The following is a 19,321-nucleotide window of genomic DNA, read 5'->3' as shown; positions in this document are numbered from 1 at the left end:
GTCTTTTTAACTACTACTGCATAGCACGTTGGTTAAGCCATCTCAGTTTGCAGACGCATAACCTGACGGTTGACTTCGGACATCACAGACAAGTGCTGTTTGTCCTTCACTTTTGGGATAAGGATTTTGCCCTTATCGAACTCAAAAGCGCCAACATCCTTGATGTACAACCGTCCACGGAACAGGATCTTCACGTACTTCGCCACCTGAAGCGGGTTGTAGCGTTGGAAAATTTTCATTCTTGTATCTCCTGCGAATCATACGCTCTTGCGGTGCCACAATCGGCCCGACTGTCCTGAGCGCAAATTTTGATGCCCAATGACTATAGACCAGAACCTCGTACTTACCCAGTGTGCATAAGTTTATTTACCGTTTGATTACAATTATTCAGAATAATCTTTGCAAAGCGTGATACAGCGCAGTATATGCCGTCGTTTTTGCATGGATATGTGCGTTCGCCCGCAAACTGGCATCGGGATTGCGGGAAAAGCCTATTGATCGCACTTATGATTAAAAGCGCATGACCAAGTGGTCGGATCACCTGCTAACAATAAGGAAACACCATGACCCTACGTAACCTCCTGGCAGCAGCTTGCCTGTTGCTGCCGCTGATGGCTTCCGCACACAACATTGAAAAAGGACAACGTGTCCCGCCGGTCGGGATTGCTGACCGGGGAGAATTGATTCTCGACAATGATAAGTTTAGCTATAAAGCCTGGAATAGCGCGCAGCTTGCGGGCAAAGTGAGAGTTGTACAACATATTGCCGGACGTACATCCGCTAAAGAGAAAAATGCCACCCTCGTGGAAGCGATCAAAGCCGCAAAACTCCCGCACGATCGCTACCAGACCACCACCATCGTGAACACCGACGACGCGATTCCCGGCTCCGGGATGTTTGTGCGCTCAAGCCTTGAGAGCAATAAGAAGCTCTATCCCTGGTCGCAGTTTATTGTCGACAGCAACGGCGTGACGCGTAAGGCGTGGCAGCTGGAAGAAGAGAGTTCAGCGATTGTCGTGCTGGACAAAAACGGTCGCGTACAGTGGGTTAAAGACGGCGCGCTGACGCAGGATGAGGTGCAGCAGGTGGTTGCCCTGCTGCATAAGCTACTGACTCAGTAAAGTGATACCCGGAAGCCCGGATTCAGGAATGACTCGCGCGGGGTGTAGTCCAGTGGCTTACCCTGCCAGTCATGCACATGCGCGCCAGCGGCCGCCGCCACCGCATGCCCTGCCGCCGTATCCCAGACGTTCGTCGGCCCGAAACGGGGGTACAGCTGCGCCTGCCCTTCCGCCACCAGACAGAACTTCAGCGACGAGCCAATCGACGTCGTCTGGTGTTCACCCAGCTGTTGCAGATACTCCTCCAGCTCGCTGTCACTGTGCGAGCGGCTGATCACCACCAGCGGAGGACGGGCATCACGCACCTGGATCTGCTTACGCACGCCGCACTCTTCCTTCCAGGCTTTACCTTCCGCCGCGCTGTACATTACTTTCATCACCGGGGCGTAAACCACGCCAAGCACCGCTTTTCCTTTTTCAATCAGGGCGATGTTGACGGTGAATTCACCGTTACGCTTGATAAACTCTTTCGTGCCATCCAGCGGGTCGACAAGCCAGTAACGCTGCCAGTGCTGACGTTCATCCCAGCTCTGGGGCGCTTCTTCAGAAAGGACCGGAATATCCGGCGTCAGGGCCTGCAAACCTTTCAGGATCACCGCATGCGCCGCGATATCCGCCGCCGTCACCGGGGAGTCATCCGCTTTGCTGACAACATCCATCGGTTTCGCACCGTCGTACACCTGCATAATGGCATCACCCGCATCCCGTGCGAGCTGACAAATTTTATCTAACATTCTCCACCTCTTCGTTAACGCAGTGGGCATAACTTATTGTTTTAGTTATATCGTAATGTGAACAATTCCGCTATCTGTGAAGCAATTCTGGTTTCAGCGCCCTTTTTTCTGGCAGCATTCACACTTCTGTAAGCAACAAATACTACATACATATTCTTTTGTGGCTTGGATCGAAAAAAGGACTCCTCAGATGATTAAGTTTAGCGCAACGCTCCTGGCAACGCTGATTGCGGCAAGCGTTCAGGCAGCGACGGTGGATCTCCGTATTCTGGAAACCACCGATCTGCACAGCAATATGATGGACTTCGATTACTACAAAGATACCCCTACGGAAAAATTCGGACTGGTACGCACGGCAAGTTTGATCAACGCCGCCCGCGGTGAAGTGAAAAACAGCGTGCTGGTCGATAACGGGGACTTAATTCAGGGCAGCCCGCTCGGCGACTACATGGCGGCGAAGGGGCTGAAAAAAGGCGAGATCCATCCTGTTTATAAGGCAATGAATACGCTGGACTATACCGTCGGCAACCTGGGCAACCACGAATTTAACTACGGCCTGAAATACCTGCACGACGCGCTGGCAGGTGCAAAATTCCCGTACGTTAACGCCAATATCATCGACGTTAAGACGAAGAAGCCGCTCTTCACCCCTTATCTGATTAAAGAGACCGAGGTTGTCGACCAGGACGGTAAAAAACAGACGCTGAAAATCGGCTATATCGGTTTTGTGCCGCCGCAGATCATGACGTGGGATAAAGCCAACCTCGACGGGAAAGTGACCGTCAACGACATTACCGAAACCGCGCGCAAATACGTGCCGGAGATGCGGGCGAAAGGGGCGGATGTGGTCGTCGTCGTGGCGCACTCTGGCCTCTCGGCCGACCCGTATCAGGTGATGGCTGAGAACTCCGTGTACTATCTCAGCCAGGTGCCGGGCGTGGATGCGATCCTGTTTGGTCACGCCCACGCCGTCTTCCCGGGCAAAGATTTCGCTGATATCAAAGGCGCGGACATCGAAAAAGGGACGCTCAACGGTGTGCCATCGGTGATGCCGGGCATGTGGGGCGACCACCTTGGCGTGGTGGATCTGGTGCTGAATAACGACAGCGGAAGCTGGAAAGTCACGCAGTCGAAAGCGGAAGCGCGTCCGATCTACGACGCAGCGGCCAAAAAATCTCTGGCAGGGGAAGATAAAAAGCTGGTCGACGTCCTGAAGCATGACCACGACGCGACGCGTGAATTTGTCAGCAAGCCGATCGGTAAATCGGCTGATAACATATACAGCTTCCTCGCGCTGGTACAGGATGACCCGACCGTGCAGGTAGTCAACATGGCGCAGAAAGCCTATGCGGAGCACTATATTCAGGGCGATCCGGATCTGGCAAATCTGCCGGTACTGTCTGCCGCGGCGCCATTCAAAGTGGGCGGGCGGAAGAACGATCCGGCCAGCTACGTTGAGGTGGAAAAAGGCCAACTGACCTTCCGTAATGCCGCCGATCTCTACCTCTATCCCAACACCCTCGTGGTGGTGAAAGCTACCGGGAAAGAGGTGAAGGAGTGGCTGGAGTGCTCTGCCGGGCAGTTCAACCAGATCGATCCGCACAGCAGCAAACCGCAGTCGCTGATTAACTGGGACGGTTTCCGCACCTACAACTTCGACGTGATCGACGGCGTGGAATATCAGATTGACGTTACCCAGCCCGCGAAATATGACGGCGAATGTCAGGCCATTAATCCGCAGGCAGAACGTATCAAAAACCTGACCTTCAACGGCAAAGCGATTGATCCGAATACCACTTTCCTGGTGGTGACCAACAACTACCGCGCCTATGGCGGCAAGTTTGCCGGTACGGGTGACAGCCACATCGCCTTTGCCTCGCCGGATGAGAACCGTTCGGTGCTGGCGGCGTGGATCAGCGCGGAGTCGAAAAAGACGGGTGAAATTCATCCGGCGGTGGATAACAACTGGCGACTTGCGCCGATCCACAGCGACACTAAGCTGGATATTCGCTTTGAGACATCTCCGTCCGATAAAGCAGCCGCGTTTATCAAGGATAAGGCGCAGTATCCGATGCAAAAGGTCGCGACGGATGATATTGGGTTCGCGATTTATCAGGTGGATTTGAGCAGGTAGCGATGATTGTGCCGGGTGGCGGCTTCGCCTTACCCGGCCTACCCGCAATCCTCAATCCCGTAGGCCGGGTAAGCGCAAGCGCTACCCGGCATTTCACGCCGCACGCTCGTCCCTATTCGCCAACACCTGCGGCGTATTGACCTCAATCCAGTCGGCCAGCGCGGCCACCTTCTCGCTTACCTCCCGCCCCAGCGGCGTCAGGCTATACTCCACATGCGGCGGCACGACCGGATACGACACGCGATCGACAAACCCGTCATGTTCCAGCGCCTGTAAAGACTGAGCCAGCATCTTCTCGCTGACGCCGCCCATCTTGCGGCGCAGATCGCTGAAGCGATGCGTCCCCTGACGTAACGCCACCAGGATCAGCACGCCCCAGCGGCTGGTTACGTGTTTGAGCACCTCCCGTGACGGGCACTGTTCCGCAAAGAGGTTGCCATCGCGCATTTGCTCGCTGAGCGTTGGTATTGTTGTTTTCATACTTACCTTTTTGTACGTACTTACTAAAAGTTAGTTATGGTGATAGTGTGCCACAACACCAGACAAACACGAAGGAGATTCATCATGATCGCGATTACCGGCGCAACCGGCCAGCTTGGCCAACACGTTATTGAAGAACTGCTGAAAACCGTTCCGGCCAGCCAGATCGTGGCTATTGTGCGTAACCCGGCGAAAGCCGAAGCGTTGCGTCAGCAAGGGGTCGTTGTGCGTCAGGCGGATTACACCGATGAAGCCGCATTTACCACCGCGCTGAACGGCGTGGATAAACTGCTGCTCATCTCCTCCAGCGAAGTGGGCCAGCGTGCCGTACAGCACCAGAACGTGATAAACGCCGCCAAAGCCGCCGGGGTGAAATTCATCGCCTATACCAGCCTGCTGCATGCTGACAAATCTCCGCTGGGTCTGCACGTTGAGCACGTCGAAACCGAAAATGCCCTGGCGGCCTCCGGCGTGCCTTACGCTCTGCTGCGCAACGGCTGGTACACCGAAAACTACCTGGCAAGCGCGCCGCCAGCGCTGGAACACGGCGTATTTATGGGTGCCGCAGGCGAAGGCAAAATTGCCTCTGCGACCCGTGCGGATTACGCGGCGGCGGCAGCGAAAGTGATTTCTGAAGAGGGTCATGCCGGCAAGGTGTATGAACTGGCGGGTGATAATGCCTGGACGCTGAGCGAACTGGCTGCGGAACTGAGCAAGCAGAGCGGTAAGCCGGTAACGTATCAGAACCTCAGCGAAGCCGATTTCGCCGCTGCGCTGAAAGGCGTTGGTCTGCCTGCCGGGCTGGCGGAGATGCTGGCGGACTCCGACACCGGCGCGTCCAAAGGCGGCCTGTTCGACGACAGCCGTACCCTGAGCAAACTGATCGGCCGCCCAACCACATCACTGGCGGAAAGCGTCAAAGCCATCCTGTAGTTGTTAAAAATTGGTTATTTTTTGTGGCATCCCCTCGGGTCATCTCTGATAATGAAGCGATGACCCACAAGGAGGCTCACCGTGCAAGGCGTACCGGAACAGTTCACTGATGAGAGAGACAGCGCGCGCTTTCGCCATCTGGCGCAGTTGCCGGGCCTGGAGCTTTATCACGCCCATATCTCTGACTACGCCTTTGAGCCTCACACTCATGAAGCCTTCGGTATCGGCACCATCGAAACCGGTGCCGAACGCTTCCGCTATCGCGGTACCCAGCATCTTGCCGCGGAAAAATCCGTCGTGACCATGAACCCGGACGAGATCCACACAGGGGAATCCGCCACCGAAGGCGGCTGGCGCTACCGAATGGTCTACATCGAACCCGACCTGCTGGAAGAGGTCACCGGCCTGCGTCACTGGTGGTTTAATGACGTCACGCGCCACGACCCTTTGCGCTCGCGGCAGATTGGCCGGTTAATTTACGGCCTGTGGCACACCAACGATCCGCTGGCGCAGAAGGGGCTGCTACTGGATTTGATTCAGACTTTTCAGCCACTGGCCCATCATGCGCCGGTGGTGCAGGAGGCCGCGCACCGCTTCGAACGCGTTCGCGACTATCTGCACGACAACTATATGCGCTCGCTGACCCTGGACGAGCTGGCTAACGTTGTCTCGCTCAGCCCGTACCATTTTCAGCGCCAGTTCAAAGCCCATTTCCACGTTACGCCCCACCAGATGCTGATGGCCATCCGCCTGTGGCGCGCAAAAGCATTCCTCACCCACGGCATGCCTGCCGCCGAGGTGGCCGCCGCGACCGGGCTGACCGATCAGTCGCATTTAACCCGCGCCTTCACCCGTCGCTACGGCATCACGCCCGTGCGCTACCAGAAACAGGTTATGCCGCGCTAATGCGCAACCTCATACAATACGCGCGCGTTTTGCCCTCCTACACTGATCGCAAAGTGAATCAAGATGGATGGAAAAATGATTAGCGGCGTGTTGTATGCCCTGCTTGCGGGTTTGATGTGGGGGCTGATTTTTGTCGGCCCGCTGATTGTGCCGGAGTACCCGGCAATTTTGCAGTCGACCGGACGTTACCTGGCGCTGGGGCTGATTGCCGTGCCGCTGGCATGGCTGGGGCGCGCGCGTCTGCGTCAGCTGGGCCGCCAGGACTGGCTCACCGCGCTGGCGCTGACCATGATGGGTAATCTGATCTACTACGTCTGTCTGGCGAGCGCCATTCAGCGCACCGGTGCGCCGGTGTCCACCATGATTATCGGCACGCTGCCGGTGGTCATCCCGGTTTTCGCGAACCTGCTTTACAGCCAGCGTGACGGCAAACTGGCGTGGTCAAAAATGGCGCCGGCGCTGGTCTGCATTGCCGTGGGGCTGGTGTGCGTGAATATTGCCGAGCTTCGCCACGGCCTCGAAAACTTCAGCTTGTGGCGTTACGGTTCAGGGATCTTTCTGGCGTTTATCTCGGTTGTCTGTTGGGCCTGGTATGCCCTGCGCAACGCACGCTGGCTGCGGGAAAACCCGGATAAACATCCGATGATGTGGGCGACGGCGCAGGCGCTGGTCACCCTCCCTGTCTCGTTGCTGGGCTATGTGGGCGCGTGTGTCTGGCTGGGTAGCCAGCAACCGGCATTTACCCTGCCCTTCGGACCGCGCCCGTGGGTATTCGTCGGGTTAATGGTCGCCATTGCCGTGCTCTGTTCGTGGGTGGGCGCGCTGTGCTGGAACATTGCCAGCCAGAAGCTGCCGACGGTGATACTGGGGCCGCTGATTGTCTTTGAGACGCTGGCAGGGCTGCTCTATACCTTCCTGATGCGTCAGAGCGTGCCGCCGCTGCTAACGGCCTGCGGGATCGCGCTGCTGGTCGTTGGGGTGGTGATTGCGGTGAGAGCGAAGCCGGAAAAACCGATGGTCGTTCCGGCGTCGGAGGGGTGAGCTTTTCGCCCAGCGGCGCTTCGCTTGCAGGGCCTACAAACCGTAGGCCGGGTAAGCGTCAGCGCCACCCGGCACAGTATCAGAACGTTTCCCAGTTCGCTTCAGACGCCGCCGCGACGGGCTGTGCTTTAGGTGCATAGGTCTTTACCGGCGCGGCTTTCACCGCCTGGTTACGGGTGATCTTAAACACCGCCACCGCGTCGTTCAGGCGTGCAGCCTGATCTTCCAGCGCCGCCGCTGCCGCCGCAGACTCTTCCACCAGCGAGGCGTTCTGCTGGGTGACGCGATCCATCTCCGCCACCGCCTGACCCACCTGGTCGATACCGCGGCTCTGTTCGTCGGAGGCCGACGCAATCTCACCCATGATGTCCGTCACGCGCGTAACCGCATTGACGATCTCCGCCATCGTCGCGCCCGCTTCATTTACCAGCTGAGAACCCGCGTTGACGCGTTCGCCGGAATCATCGATCAGCGCTTTGATCTCTTTCGCCGCCTGTGCGCTGCGCTGGGCAAGGGTACGCACCTCGCCCGCGACAACCGCGAAGCCACGTCCCTGCTCGCCCGCGCGCGCCGCTTCTACCGCCGCGTTCAGCGCCAGAATATTGGTCTGGAAAGCAATGCCGTCGATCACGTTAGTAATTTGCGCGATTTTGCTGGAACTGGTGGCGATTTCGTCCATGGTGCGCACAACGCCCTCGACCACGTTACCGCCCTTCTTCGCGGTGGAGGAGGCGTCCAGCGCCAGACGCGACGCCTGACGCGCGTTATCGGCGTTTTGCTTCACGGTGGCGGTTAACTGTTCCATGCTGGCTGCCGTCTCTTCCAGAGAAGCGGCCTGTTGCTCGGTACGAGAGGAGAGATCGTTGCTGCCCGCCGAGATTTCACCCGCGCCGGTGTAGATGGTATCTGCGCCTTCACGCACCACGCCCACCGTGTTGGCCAGCGCAGTCTGCATCTCCTGAACGTTGCGCGCCAGGATCGCCATTTCATTTTTACCCTCAGCCTGAATCGGCTGGGTTAAATCCCCTGCGGCAATGGCGCGGATATGGTTGATCACCTCTTCCAGCGGCAGCAGCAGCACACGGCGCATCGCAATCCAGCTGGAAATAATCACCGCGATCACCAGCAGCATCACCGCAGAAAGGATCCACAGAATGCGTTTGTAGTCGCTTTCATTGTCCTGGATACCTTTGGCGGTCAGCGCGGCCTGCGCCTCACGCCACTCGCGATAAACCTTTTGCATCGCGGTCTGCTTCTGTTCGGCATTTTGTTTGAACATATCTTCCAGATTGCCCTGCCCCAGCAGAACGTTCATTTGCGTCAGCGTGGCGGAGTAGACGCGGTATTGCTCTTCCAGACGATCGGCCAGGTGCTCGTCCATACCCGGCGTTTCCGGCAGCGCGTAGTATTTATCGTAATGGGTCTGGGCATCGGCCAGCAGGTTTTTCGCGGTATTGACCAGCTCGTTCAGCTGCCCGCCGTTAATCTGCGACGCCATGCTGCTTTGCAGGCGCAGCATACCGCGGTTGAGAGTGACGCGCGCCTGGTTCAGGCTGATCCAGGCGTCGGTAAACTCCGCGACGTTCTGGCTGGAAAGCTGAGAAACGGTGAAGTTCTCTTTATCGTTATTGAGTGCGTTAATGAAAATGCCAGCGGAGATCAGCTGCATGATGCCGAGCACAAGCAGCACCGAAATCAAAAGAGTAATGACTTTTATACGTTTAAACATGCGTTGCCTTTTTTATATACAGGTATTGTCTGACCTGTATCTATCGGCACGTGCGGCAGGTTGTTTACTGTTTCTCCACCTTTAAAAACTTTCGAAAGCCCTTTTCTGCATTCAATCAGCAAGTTAAAAGCACGCTTTTTTTGTGATCCCCTTCTCATTTTCACCCTTGCCTCTAAAGGGTTATAGTATCCACCTAAAGATGCATTTAAAATACATCTTATATTCCTGATGATGAGGTAACTGTTATGGCCTTCCGCGACCAACCCTTAGGCGAGCTGGCGCTCTCCATCCCTCGCGCTTCTGCGCTGTTCCGTAAATACGATATGGATTACTGCTGCGGTGGTAAGCAAACGCTGGCGCGCGCAGCGTCGCGTAAAGAGCTGGATGTGGAGGCTATCGAAGCGGAGCTGGCTCAGCTGGCTGAACAGCCTGTCGACAAAGACTGGCGCACCGCGCCGCTGGCTGAAATCATCGACCACATCATTGTGCGTTACCACGACCGTCACCGCGAGCAGCTGCCGGAGCTGATTTTACAGGCGACCAAAGTTGAACGCGTTCATTCCGATAAACCTTCCGTACCGCGCGGCCTGGCGAAATACCTGACCATGCTGCACGAAGAACTTTCCAGCCACATGATGAAAGAGGAGCAGATCCTCTTCCCGATGATCAAACAGGGCATGGGCAGCCAGGCAATGGGGCCCATCAGCGTGATGGAAAGCGAACATGATGACGCCGGCGAACTGCTGGAAGTGATCAAACACACCACCAACAACGTCACACCGCCGCCAGAAGCGTGCACCACCTGGAAAGCCATGTACAACGGCATTAACGAGATGATCGACGATCTGATGGAACACATTAGTCTTGAGAATAACGTTCTGTTCCCGCGTGCATTATCGGGTAAATAAAAAAGCCCGGTGGCGCTAGCGCTTACCGGGCCTACAACATCCGCGAACGTAGGCCGGGTAAGCGTCAGCGCCACCCGGCAACATGCTTAGCGCATGCCCGCCATACGTTTCTTACCGATAAATAGCCAGCCAAGCCCCAGCGCGATAAACCACAGCGGCGTGACCATCAGCGCCTGTCGGGTATCTTCTTCCAGCGTCAGCAGCACCAGCACGAAGACGAAGAACGCCATGCACACCCAGCACATCAGCTTGCCCAGCGGCATCTTGTAGATCGACTTCTCGTGCAGGTGTGGACGCTGCTTGCGGTACACCAGGTACGAGCAGAGGATGATGGTCCAGACGAACATAAACAGGATCGCCGACACCGTGGTGATCATGGTGAACGCGCCGATTACGCTCGGGTTGACGTAGAGCATCACCACACCACCCAGCAGACAGATGCAGGAGAAGGTCAGCCCTTTCGCCGGTACCGCGCGTTTAGACAGTTTGGCAAACGCGCTCGGAGCAACGCCCTCCTGCGCCAGGCCGAACAGCATACGGCTGGTGGAGAAGACGCCGCTGTTCGCGGAAGAGGCCGCAGAGGTCAGCACCACAAAGTTAATCAGGCTCGCGGCAGCAGGCAGCCCCACCAGCACGAACAGCTCGACGAACGGGCTCTTGGTTGGCACCACCGAGCTCCATGGCGTCACGGACATAATGACGATCAGCGCGCACACGTAGAACATGATGATACGCAGCGGAATGGAGTTGATCGCGCGCGGCAGGGATTTCTCCGGATCTTTGGTTTCCGCCGCCGTGGTACCGACCAGCTCAATCCCGACAAACGCAAACACCGCAATCTGGAAGCCGGCAAAGAAGCCGCTGATACCTTTCGGGAACCAGCCGCCGTCATTCCACAGATGGGCAAACGAGGCCTGTACGCCGGTTGGCGACTGGAAGTGCGTCAGCACCATCACCAGCCCGACGACAATCAGCGCGATGATGGCGACGATTTTGATCATCGCGAACCAGAACTCCATCTCACCGAACATTTTAACGGTGGCGAGGTTCAGGCTCAGCAGCAGAACAATCACCGCCAGCGAAGCCACCCAGTCCGACAGGCCGGGGAACCAGAATTGGGCGTAGGCCGTAATAGCGACAACATCCGCCATGCCGGTAACCACCCAGCAGAACCAGTAGGTCCAGCCGGTAAAATAGCCCGCCCACGGGCCGAGCAGGTCTGACGCGAAGTCGCTGAAGGATTTGTATTCGAGATTCGAGAGCAGCAATTCACCCATTGCACGCATCACGAAAAAGAGCATAAAACCGATGATCATATAAACGAAGATGATCGACGGGCCGGCAAGACTGATGGTTTTGCCCGAGCCCATAAACAGCCCGGTGCCGATGGCTCCACCAATGGCAATAAGCTGAATGTGACGGTTCGTGAGATTTCGCCGTAGCGACTGTTCAGACGTCGCCTCTTCTGCGGCGGCGACTTTGACCTGATCTACCATGTGATATTTTCCTGTTTATGCCTGTCTGTGTTGTTAAGGCTCTTCTGGCCTTTATATACGCCAAATAAATGACGGACCCTGTGTAAGGACTAATCGATAGTAGGTAAGAATCGGCGGGATGAATACTATGATTTGAATATTATGTTAATAATATGTTGAAAGTGAGTGTCATATCACTCATACAGCGCGAAACAGCTCACAAAAATACACGTAACAGTTTCGTTTGCAATACAAAATGTTGATTTCGTCGTAACTCCGGGTTTTATCGCTATTTTCCTCTCCCCGATCGGAGAGAGGAAAATAAGAAAAACCGATTACAGGATTTCCAGCAGCTCGACTTCAAACACCAGGGTGCTGAATGGCGGAATGGACGCGCCAGCGCCACGCTCGCCGTAAGCCAGGTTGTGCGGGATAGTGAGTTCCCATTTGGAACCTACTGGCATCAGGGTCAGGGCTTCGATCCAGCCTGCGATAACGCCGTTGACCGGGAATTCAGCCGGTTCGCCACGCGCGACGGAGCTGTCGAACACGGTACCGTCGATCAGCTTACCGGTGTAGTGTACGCGAACGTGGTCGGTACGCGCCGGGATTGCGCCATCACCCTGATTGATTACGCGGAACTGCAAGCCGGACTCGGTGCTGTTCACGCCTTCACGCTCACGGTTCTCTTCCAGATATTTCACGCCTTCTGCCGCCATCTCTTCGAAACGCGCGCGACGTACGGCGTCAGCACGTTCGTGGATTTCACGCAGCGCACGGTGCACAACGTCAACCGGCACAGCGGGCTGCTTGCCTTCCAGCGCGTCAGCGATACCCGCCACCAGCGCTTCCGGTAACAGACCTTCCAGGCCGGATTCGCTCAGCTGCTGTCCTACCTGCAAGCCGATGCCGTAGCTTGCCTGCGCTTCGATAGTGTCAAAAGTCGGGGTGGTCATGGGTTTTCCTTCCATCACATTTAAAGTAGCGGGCAGCATATCAGCCATGCCCTTATGGGTAAAACTTTGTCTTAAGTAAAGGTGACAAACTGCGACGAAACGGAAACAATAGTAGCCGTCAGGATTTTCCCTAATATATGTCACGAAAGCTGGCTTTGTTACGCCCATCAGGCAGTTAGCAAACTACACTTCTCAGGACAGGATAAAAAGACGCGGAGCAGGAGGAGAGCCATGCCCGGGCGATTTGAACTGAAACCTACCCTGGCGAAAATCTGGCATGCGCCGGATAACTTTCGCATCATGGACCCGCTGCCGCCTTTGCACCGCAGAGGCATTATTATCGGCGCGTTGCTGATCGTCATCGGCTTCCTGCTTCCTTCCGGCAGTGACAACGTTGATACCGCGCCGGTCAGCCGGAATGCTGAGCTGGATATCCAGTCGCAAAGCCAGCCGCAGCCTGATTCACAGCCGATGCAGACGCAGCTGGTCACACCGTCTAACGATCCGGGCCAGGTTGCGCCGGTTGAACCTGAACCGGTTCAGGAAGATCAGGAGCAGGCCGCCGTCCCTTCAGAGCCACAGGCGCAACAGCCCACCGGCATTGAGCAGCAGTGGCGTTCGTATCGCGTAGAGCCTGGGAAAACTCTTGCCCAGCTGTTCCGCGACCACAATCTGCCAGCAACGGATGTGTATGCCATGGCGCAAGTCGAGGGGGCAGGCAAACCGCTCAGCAACCTGCAAAATGGTCAGATGGTGCAGATCCGCCAGAATGCCAGCGGGGTGGTGACCGGGTTAACGATCGATACCGGAAACGGGCAGCAGGTACTGTTTACCCGTCAGCCGGACGGCAGTTTCATCAGAGCACGTTAATGGCCCAGGCCGGGTAAGGCGATGCCGCCACCCGGCACTTTTGTTCTCAGGCACGCCGTTTATTCACCCACCAGATCCCCGAGCAGACCAGCACCAGCGCAATCGCGTATTTGATGTCCAGAATGTTTTCGCCGAGGAAGATGGCGGAGAGCACCGTCCCTGCTACAGGTATGACAAAGTTGAACGGGGCAATCATACTCACGCGGTTTACTTTCAGCAGCGCGCTCCACAGGGCGAACGCCACGGATGAGAGCAGCGTCAGATACCCCAGCACGGCGACGGCTTTCATGCTGTGCACCTCCAGCGTCCCGCCCGTGGCATAGCCTCCCGCAACCAGTGCCGCCCCGCCTATCCCCAGCTGCCAGCCAGTCATCACCGTCGGGTCAACGGTCTGGGAAATGCGTTTCCCGTAAAGCGTGGCCGCAGAGAGAATTAAGGCGGCCAGCACCACAAATCCGTCACCTTTCCAGACAAACTGGAACTCACTTAACCCGCTGTGGAAGTTCACCAGCATAACCCCGGCAAAGCCCAGAACACATCCCAGCGTTTTGTTATAGCTGAGTTTGTCGTTGTGGTAGATAAAGTGCGCCAGCAGCACGCTGAAGAAGGTCCCGGTGGCATTCATGATGGAGCCGTTCACCCCGGTCGTGTAGGCCAGGCCGATATAAAAGAAGGTGTACTGGAGGGAGGTCTGGGTCAGTCCGAGGATCGTGAGCTGGCCAAACTGCGTGGGCGTGAGCCTGCCAATCGGTTTTCGCTGGGCCAGGGCAAAAAGCAGCAGCAACGCGCCAGCAAACAGAAAACGGTATCCGGCAAAGACGACTTTGGAGGGGATATCATCGGTCGCGATCTGAAAGAGTTCGTAGCCACTTTTAATGGCCGGGTACGAGCTTCCCCAAAGCAGACAGCAGAGCGTGGCGCAGGCATAGGCCACATTGCGACGGGCAAAGACGGGCGTGGGCAGAGCAGTATCCATGACAAATCTCATAAATAAAATTGCGTTTCAATTTATTATCAGAGAATGCGTCAGGAATAGCGACCTTACAAGAGCAAAAGATGACGCAGGGTCACGCTAAAAAGCAAAACGCCGGCACAAGGCCGGCGCTTCGACGCGAGCAGAGTAAAAAATTACTCAGCTACTACGTTAACAACCAGTTTAGCGAACACTTCGCTGTGAACCTGGAAGTCAACTTCGTGCTCACCAGTGGTACGCAGAACGCCGTTCGGCATACGAACTTCGCTCTTAGCCACTTTAACGCCTGCCGCAGTAACTGCATCAGCGATATCGCGGGTACCGATGGAACCGAACAGTTTACCTTCGTCGCCAGCTTTAGACGCGATAGTAACGGTGCCCAGTGCGTTGATTGCTTCAGCGCGAGCGTTAGCAGCCGCCAGAACGTCAGCCAGTTTGGCTTCCAGTTCAGCACGACGTGCTTCGAAAAACTCTACGTTTTTCTTAGTAGCTGGAACAGCTTTACCCTGTGGAACCAGGAAGTTACGAGCGTAACCCGCTTTAACGTTTACCTGATCACCCAGGCTGCCCAGGTTTGCTACTTTATCAAGCAGAATAACTTGCATTACCTTATCCTCTTAAAGTCGTATTAATGGACCGTGCCCGATTACTGATGACGATCAGTGTACGGCAGCAGAGACAGGTAGCGAGCGCGTTTGATAGCGCGAGCCAGCTGACGCTGATATTTTGCACGAGTACCGGTGATACGGCTTGGGACAATCTTACCGCTTTCGGTGATGTAGTTTTTCAGCGTTGCGATATCTTTATAGTCGATCTCTTGAACGCCTTCCGCGGTGAAACGGCAGAACTTGCGACGACGGAAATAACGTGCCATATGGCTAGTCTCCAGAATCTATCAAATCAATCTGCTCGGCATGCAGAACCATTTTGCTCAGGCCGTTCTTTGCCTTGTGGCAAGAAATGAACCCCTGAACGATTACTGCGCTACCGACCGTTAAACTGTGAGTAATGGCCTGGTTTTCGTGTCCGCTAATAATCACGGGCATTTGGCACCACGCCTGCCGGTGAAACCCGGCTTCCTCTTGCACAGAACGATGCTCAAGCACGAACTGGCAATGCGGAATTCCTGATGGGCTGACCTTTCGAAGGGGGGTCCTGCACACGGTGCCGGACAACACCAGACGGTTGGTCATCAGAAATTACTCTTCAGAATCCCCAGCATCAGAATCATCTGCGGTTTCGTTTGCGAAATCATCGCGACGCTCACGGCGCTCGTCTTTCGCTTTAACCATCGGAGATGCTTCGGTCACTGCGTGTTTGGTACGCATAACCATGCTGCGGATAACGGCATCGTTGAAGCGGAAGGTAGTTTCCAGCTCATCGATCACTTCCTGCGGAGCTTCAACGTTCATCAGAACGTAGTGTGCTTTGTGCAGTTTGTTGATCGGGTAAGCCAGCTGACGGCGGCCCCAGTCTTCCAGACGGTGGATCGTGCCTTCTGCACCAGTGATGGCAGCAGAGTAACGCTCGATCATGCCCGGAACCTGTTCGCTCTGGTCAGGGTGGACCATAAAAACGATTTCGTAATGACGCATCGAATTGCTCCTTACGGATTATTCAGCCTCCTGTCTGGGTCAGCCGAGGCCCGGGGAGGCAAGGAACGTGTTAAAGGTCGGCTGAAAAATTGACGCGTCATAATACTTGCGCCCCCCAGGAAACTCAAGCTGATTGCACAAATAATTCGCACAAAGGGTAAAGCTGTTCTAAGTGGGTGATTTAAAATCGCACTCATCAGAAGCGCTGTTTTTTTGAACAACACCATCAGAAATGGTCATCCATCGCAACCCGGGTAGCGATTACACTTTAATCAGAGACACTGAACAGAGAAGGAGAACATTACCCCGTATCACAGCACGCAGTCGTGGAGCGCATATCATGAAAAGAATCGCAATCGCCATTTTGGCTGCGCTTTTGCTCAGTGCAAACGCGATGGCAGCCATCAGAATAGACAGCCAACAGGCCAGAAACATGGATGATGTGCAGAGCTTAGGCGTTATTTACATCAATCATAACTTCGCCACTGAAAGTGAAGCAGATCAGGCGCTTAATGAAGAAACCGATGCGCAGGGCGCAAAATACTATCACGTCATGCTGACACGTGAGCCCGGCAGCAACGGTAATATGCACGCCAGTGCAGATATTTACCAGTAACGCTACATCGCTAGCACCAGGAAAGCCAACGAAAATCAAAGCCATATATAATTTGCCCCCTGCCCGGGGGCTTTTTTTATGAATGGCTCCGGAATACCACCGGTTACAACTGTTTCGGTATTCCAGAGCACTTATTCACTTCTGCCCGTAATAAGCATTCGGGCCATGCTTACGCATGAAATGCTTGTTCATCAGGTAATCATCAATGCCCTGAAGCTGTGGGTTAATGCCGCGCGCAATCCACGCCATTCTGGCCACCTCTTCCATCACCACCGCGTTATGCACGGCGTCATGCGCATCTTTACCCCAGGAGAACGGACCATGCTGGTACACCACAATACCCGGCGTATGCAGTGGTTCCGTCTCACCCAGCGTTTCGATAATGACCCTGCCGGTGTTAAGTTCGTACTCGCCTTCGACCTCAGCCTGCGTTAACGCTCGCGTGCAGGGAATATCGCCGAAGAAGTAATCTGCGTGCGTCGTACCCAAAGCAGGGATCGCCAGCCCGGCCTGTGCCCAGGCGGTGGCGTGCGTGGAATGGGTATGCACAACGCCACCCAGAGACGGGTAACGCTGATACAGCGCCAGGTGGGTTGCCGTATCTGAAGAAGGGCGCCATTTGCCTTCAACGACGTGTCCTTCCAGGTCAACCACCACCATATCGTCCGCTTTCATGGCGTCATAGGCCACGCCGCTCGGCTTAATCACCACTAGCCCCTGCTCGCGATCGATGGCGCTTACGTTGCCCCAGGTAAACGTCACCAGTCCATAGCGCGGGAGATCCATATTGGCTTCAAAGACCTGCTGTTTCAGCTTAAGCATGTTCCGCCTCCATCAGCCCTGCCCGCGCCATGCGCTCGCGCACCCAGTCCCGGGCTTTCGCCACTTCTGCCGCCGGGTCGTCCGCGGTTTCGCTCCACATCTCAATCAGGTAAGGCCCGCAATAACCTGTCTGTTTGAGCGTCTGGAAGCACCGTTCGAAATCCACCACCCCGGTGCCGAACGGTACGTTTTTAAACACGCCAGGACGGGTATCTTTAACGTGCACCGCCACGATATGCCCGATGCCCGCCTGAAGCTCCATCTGTACATCGTTATCCCATGCCGACAGGTTTCCGATATCCGGATAAAGCTGGAACCATGGGTTGTTCAGATAGTGCGCATAGCCCAGCGCCTTGCTGATGGAGTTCATCAACGGATAATCCATGATCTCCATCGCCAGCGTCACCTGCGCACGGCTTGCCATCTCAACGCTCTCTTTCAGGCCCTCCCGGAAACGACGGCGCGTTTCATCGTTGGCTTCCTGATAGTAAACATCGTAACCCGCCAGTTGGATCACGCGGATGCCGACATCCTGTGCAAAGCGAATGGCTTTACGCATGATCTCCAGCCCTTCGGCGCGTACAGCATCATCTTCGCTGCCAAGCGGAAAACGACGATGAGCGCTCAGGCACATGGATGGCACGCGCACGCCGGTTTCGGCAATGGCGCTCACCAGCGCCAGACGCTGGTCGCGGCGCCAGTCCAGGCGAGAAAGACGCTCGTCCGTCTCATCCACAGACATTTCGACAAAATCGAAACCCAGCTGCTTCGCCAGCTGCAACCGCTCCAGCCAGCACTCCCCCGCAGGGAGTGCCTTTTCATAGATGCCAAGCGGGACCTGTTTTGACAACATACCCGCTCCTTAACCCCAAAGCTGAGCGATTGAGCGTTTGAACTGACGCGCCGCTTCCACCGGAGACGCAGCATCACGAATGCTACGACCGGCAATAAAGACGTGAATCGGGATACCCTGGAACAGCGGCAGATCCTCCAGCGCCAGGCCACCGGTGACGGTCACTTTGAAGCCCATATCGGCCAGACGTTTGATCGCGCTGATATCGGCTTCGCCCCACGCCACGCCTGCGGCCTGCGCATCACGGCTACGGTGATAAACCACCTGCTGGATACCCGCTTCGCGCCACTCCTGCGCCTGCTCCCAGGTCCAGAAACCAGTCAGTTCAATCTGCACGTCGCCGTTGAACTCTTTCGCCACGTCCAGCGCGCCTTTCGCGGTGTTGATATCCGCACAGCAGATCACGGTGACCCAGTCGGCGTTGGCTTCAAAGCACATGCGAGAGAGGATTTTGCCCGCGTCGGCGATTTTGGCATCCGCCAGCACGATTTTATGCGGATAGAGCGCCTTCAGGTCACGAACCGCACGAACGCCTTCGCCCACGCACAGAATGGTGCCGACTTCGATGATGTCCACTTCTTCCGCAATCAGACGGGTGGTTTCGTAAGCGTGAGACAGAGTCTGGTTATCCAGCGCGACCTGCAACATTGGTAATGACATTTTCAATTCCTCTTAAACGGCCGCCGCAGTGGCGTTATCAATTAAATCCAGCACGTCCTGCGCGGTACGACAGGCGCGTAAACGGTCAAAATTAGCTTCATCATCAAACAGATTGACGATCTGCATGATCCCCACCTCCTGGTGGGTGTTGGCATCGACAGCCGCCATGGTGATCAGAATGTCGACCGGGTCGTTATCTTCGTGGTTGAACACCAGTGGTTTTTTCAACGTCACCAGCGCAAAACCGGTTTTCTTGACGCCCTCTTCGGGACGGCCATGCGGCATTGCCAGCCCCGGGGCAATCACAAAATAGGGTCCAAACTGCGCCACGCCATCCAGAATGGCCTGGTAATAACGCGGCTCGACAATGTCCGCCTTAACCAGCAGATCCACGCTCAGCTCTGATGAATCCCCTAATGATTTTGGTAAAAATCATTAAGTTAAGGTGGATACACATCTTGTCATATGATCAAATGGTTTCGCGAAAAATCAATAATCAGACAACAAGATGTGCG

The 19,321-nt window shown here is 55.7% G+C and carries 22 protein-coding genes and 1 pseudogene; 8 read left to right on the top strand and 15 right to left on the bottom strand.

Features of this window, described 5'->3' with window-relative positions; all coding sequences use genetic code 11:
- Nucleotides 1-32: 32 nt before the first annotated feature.
- Entirely contained in the window at nucleotides 33-239 is a 207-nt protein-coding gene (locus tag ACOTX5_RS23350) for a DUF1107 domain-containing protein (RefSeq protein WP_003856054.1), read from the bottom strand.
- A 324-nt stretch (nucleotides 240-563) separates the two neighbouring features.
- Here ACOTX5_RS23350 and ACOTX5_RS23345 point away from each other — a divergent pair, with 324 nt between their 5' ends.
- On the top strand, nucleotides 564-1,121 hold the full coding sequence (locus tag ACOTX5_RS23345) for a YtfJ family protein (RefSeq protein ID WP_017383934.1): 558 nt from the start codon (nucleotides 564-566) through the stop codon (nucleotides 1,119-1,121).
- Here ACOTX5_RS23345 and cysQ read toward each other — a convergent pair.
- Nucleotides 1,115-1,855 (bottom strand): 3'(2'),5'-bisphosphate nucleotidase CysQ, encoded by a 741-nt coding sequence (gene cysQ / locus ACOTX5_RS23340; RefSeq protein ID WP_015572488.1) that lies wholly within the window; start codon nucleotides 1,853-1,855, stop codon nucleotides 1,115-1,117. The genes ACOTX5_RS23345 and cysQ overlap by 7 nt on opposite strands.
- A 190-nt stretch (nucleotides 1,856-2,045) precedes the next feature.
- On the opposite strand from cysQ, the gene ACOTX5_RS23335 reads away from it, so the two are divergent.
- Nucleotides 2,046-3,989: a bifunctional 2',3'-cyclic-nucleotide 2'-phosphodiesterase/3'-nucleotidase gene (locus ACOTX5_RS23335; RefSeq protein ID WP_045911365.1), complete on the top strand. Its 1,944-nt coding sequence runs from the start codon at nucleotides 2,046-2,048 to the stop codon at nucleotides 3,987-3,989.
- Between the two features lie 93 nt (nucleotides 3,990-4,082).
- On the opposite strand, the gene ACOTX5_RS23330 is transcribed toward ACOTX5_RS23335, so the two are convergent.
- Nucleotides 4,083-4,469 carry a winged helix-turn-helix transcriptional regulator gene (locus tag ACOTX5_RS23330; protein WP_045911364.1) on the bottom strand — a complete coding sequence of 129 codons (387 nt, stop codon included), beginning with the start codon at nucleotides 4,467-4,469 and terminating at the stop codon, nucleotides 4,083-4,085.
- An 84-nt stretch (nucleotides 4,470-4,553) separates the two neighbouring features.
- Here ACOTX5_RS23330 and ACOTX5_RS23325 point away from each other — a divergent pair, with 84 nt between their 5' ends.
- From ACOTX5_RS23325 to ACOTX5_RS23315, 3 genes are all read left to right on the top strand, one after another.
- Entirely contained in the window at nucleotides 4,554-5,402 is an 849-nt protein-coding gene (locus ACOTX5_RS23325) for an SDR family oxidoreductase (protein ID WP_017383937.1), read from the top strand.
- A gap of 81 nt (nucleotides 5,403-5,483) precedes the next feature.
- Nucleotides 5,484-6,308 carry an AraC family transcriptional regulator gene (locus ACOTX5_RS23320; protein WP_045141840.1) on the top strand — a complete coding sequence of 275 codons (825 nt, stop codon included), beginning with the start codon at nucleotides 5,484-5,486 and terminating at the stop codon, nucleotides 6,306-6,308.
- A gap of 75 nt (nucleotides 6,309-6,383) precedes the next feature.
- On the top strand, nucleotides 6,384-7,349 hold the full coding sequence (locus tag ACOTX5_RS23315; protein WP_017383939.1) for a DMT family transporter: 966 nt from the start codon (nucleotides 6,384-6,386) through the stop codon (nucleotides 7,347-7,349).
- Nucleotides 7,350-7,428: 79 nt separating this feature from the next.
- Here ACOTX5_RS23315 and ACOTX5_RS23310 read toward each other — a convergent pair whose 3' ends face one another.
- Nucleotides 7,429-9,078: a methyl-accepting chemotaxis protein gene (locus ACOTX5_RS23310; protein ID WP_003856047.1), complete on the bottom strand. Its 1,650-nt coding sequence runs from the start codon at nucleotides 9,076-9,078 to the stop codon at nucleotides 7,429-7,431.
- Between the two features lie 245 nt (nucleotides 9,079-9,323).
- Here ACOTX5_RS23310 and ytfE point away from each other — a divergent pair, with 245 nt between their 5' ends.
- Nucleotides 9,324-9,986 (top strand): iron-sulfur cluster repair protein YtfE, encoded by a 663-nt coding sequence (gene ytfE, locus ACOTX5_RS23305; RefSeq protein ID WP_045911362.1) that lies wholly within the window; start codon nucleotides 9,324-9,326, stop codon nucleotides 9,984-9,986.
- Between the two features lie 86 nt (nucleotides 9,987-10,072).
- Here ytfE and cycA read toward each other — a convergent pair whose 3' ends face one another.
- Both cycA and fklB read right to left on the bottom strand, forming a co-directional pair.
- Nucleotides 10,073-11,482: a D-serine/D-alanine/glycine transporter gene (gene cycA, locus ACOTX5_RS23300; protein WP_045911361.1), complete on the bottom strand. Its 1,410-nt coding sequence runs from the start codon at nucleotides 11,480-11,482 to the stop codon at nucleotides 10,073-10,075.
- A 314-nt stretch (nucleotides 11,483-11,796) separates the two neighbouring features.
- The gene (fklB, locus tag ACOTX5_RS23295) at nucleotides 11,797-12,417 is read right to left on the bottom strand and encodes an FKBP-type peptidyl-prolyl cis-trans isomerase (RefSeq protein WP_008502892.1); all 621 of its coding nucleotides are present in this window, start codon (nucleotides 12,415-12,417) and stop codon (nucleotides 11,797-11,799) included.
- A gap of 231 nt (nucleotides 12,418-12,648) precedes the next feature.
- On the opposite strand from fklB, the gene ACOTX5_RS23290 reads away from it, so the two are divergent.
- A complete protein-coding gene (locus tag ACOTX5_RS23290; RefSeq protein ID WP_045911360.1) occupies nucleotides 12,649-13,287 on the top strand; it encodes an OapA family protein in 639 nt (212 codons plus the stop codon).
- 46 nt (nucleotides 13,288-13,333) lie between these two features.
- Here the strand turns inward: ACOTX5_RS23290 and ACOTX5_RS23285 are convergent, their stop codons facing one another.
- The 5 genes from ACOTX5_RS23285 to rpsF all read right to left on the bottom strand — a co-directional run bounded on the left by ACOTX5_RS23285 (nucleotide 13,334) and on the right by rpsF (nucleotide 15,855).
- Nucleotides 13,334-14,263 carry a DMT family transporter gene (locus ACOTX5_RS23285; protein WP_045911359.1) on the bottom strand — a complete coding sequence of 310 codons (930 nt, stop codon included), beginning with the start codon at nucleotides 14,261-14,263 and terminating at the stop codon, nucleotides 13,334-13,336.
- Nucleotides 14,264-14,415: 152 nt separating this feature from the next.
- Nucleotides 14,416-14,865 carry a 50S ribosomal protein L9 gene (rplI, locus tag ACOTX5_RS23280; protein WP_006810372.1) on the bottom strand — a complete coding sequence of 150 codons (450 nt, stop codon included), beginning with the start codon at nucleotides 14,863-14,865 and terminating at the stop codon, nucleotides 14,416-14,418.
- Nucleotides 14,866-14,906: 41 nt separating this feature from the next.
- A complete protein-coding gene (gene rpsR, locus ACOTX5_RS23275; RefSeq protein WP_000135199.1) occupies nucleotides 14,907-15,134 on the bottom strand; it encodes a 30S ribosomal protein S18 in 228 nt (75 codons plus the stop codon).
- Between the two features lie 4 nt (nucleotides 15,135-15,138).
- Nucleotides 15,139-15,453, bottom strand: a complete 315-nt coding sequence (gene priB, locus ACOTX5_RS23270) for a primosomal replication protein N (protein ID WP_003856035.1) — start codon at nucleotides 15,451-15,453, stop codon at nucleotides 15,139-15,141.
- A gap of 6 nt (nucleotides 15,454-15,459) precedes the next feature.
- Nucleotides 15,460-15,855: a 30S ribosomal protein S6 gene (rpsF, locus tag ACOTX5_RS23265; protein ID WP_003856034.1), complete on the bottom strand. Its 396-nt coding sequence runs from the start codon at nucleotides 15,853-15,855 to the stop codon at nucleotides 15,460-15,462.
- Nucleotides 15,856-16,195: 340 nt separating this feature from the next.
- Here rpsF and yjfY point away from each other — a divergent pair, with 340 nt between their 5' ends.
- Entirely contained in the window at nucleotides 16,196-16,471 is a 276-nt protein-coding gene (yjfY, locus tag ACOTX5_RS23260) for a DUF1471 family protein YjfY (RefSeq protein WP_017383944.1), read from the top strand.
- A gap of 135 nt (nucleotides 16,472-16,606) precedes the next feature.
- Here the strand turns inward: yjfY and ACOTX5_RS23255 are convergent, their stop codons facing one another.
- From ACOTX5_RS23255 to ulaC, 4 genes and pseudogenes are all read right to left on the bottom strand, one after another.
- Nucleotides 16,607-17,293, bottom strand: a complete 687-nt coding sequence (locus tag ACOTX5_RS23255) for an L-ribulose-5-phosphate 4-epimerase (RefSeq protein ID WP_017383945.1) — start codon at nucleotides 17,291-17,293, stop codon at nucleotides 16,607-16,609.
- Nucleotides 17,286-18,146, bottom strand: a complete 861-nt coding sequence (locus ACOTX5_RS23250) for an L-ribulose-5-phosphate 3-epimerase (RefSeq protein ID WP_015572478.1) — start codon at nucleotides 18,144-18,146, stop codon at nucleotides 17,286-17,288. Before ACOTX5_RS23250 ends, ACOTX5_RS23255 begins: the two co-directional genes overlap by 8 nt.
- A gap of 9 nt (nucleotides 18,147-18,155) precedes the next feature.
- On the bottom strand, nucleotides 18,156-18,806 hold the full coding sequence (gene ulaD, locus ACOTX5_RS23245; RefSeq protein ID WP_017694667.1) for a 3-keto-L-gulonate-6-phosphate decarboxylase UlaD: 651 nt from the start codon (nucleotides 18,804-18,806) through the stop codon (nucleotides 18,156-18,158).
- A 12-nt stretch (nucleotides 18,807-18,818) separates the two neighbouring features.
- Nucleotides 18,819-19,205, bottom strand: a pseudogene (ulaC, locus tag ACOTX5_RS23240) (PTS ascorbate transporter subunit IIA); the annotation flags it as partial.
- Between the last annotated feature and the right edge of the window lie 116 nt (nucleotides 19,206-19,321).

This window comes from Enterobacter cloacae complex sp. IR5441 (genome assembly GCF_049238215.1).
Lineage (GTDB): Bacteria > Pseudomonadota > Gammaproteobacteria > Enterobacterales > Enterobacteriaceae > Enterobacter > Enterobacter hormaechei_C.
The sequence above is the reverse complement of the archived record's forward strand: the minus strand, read 5'-3'. Positions and strand labels throughout refer to the sequence as shown.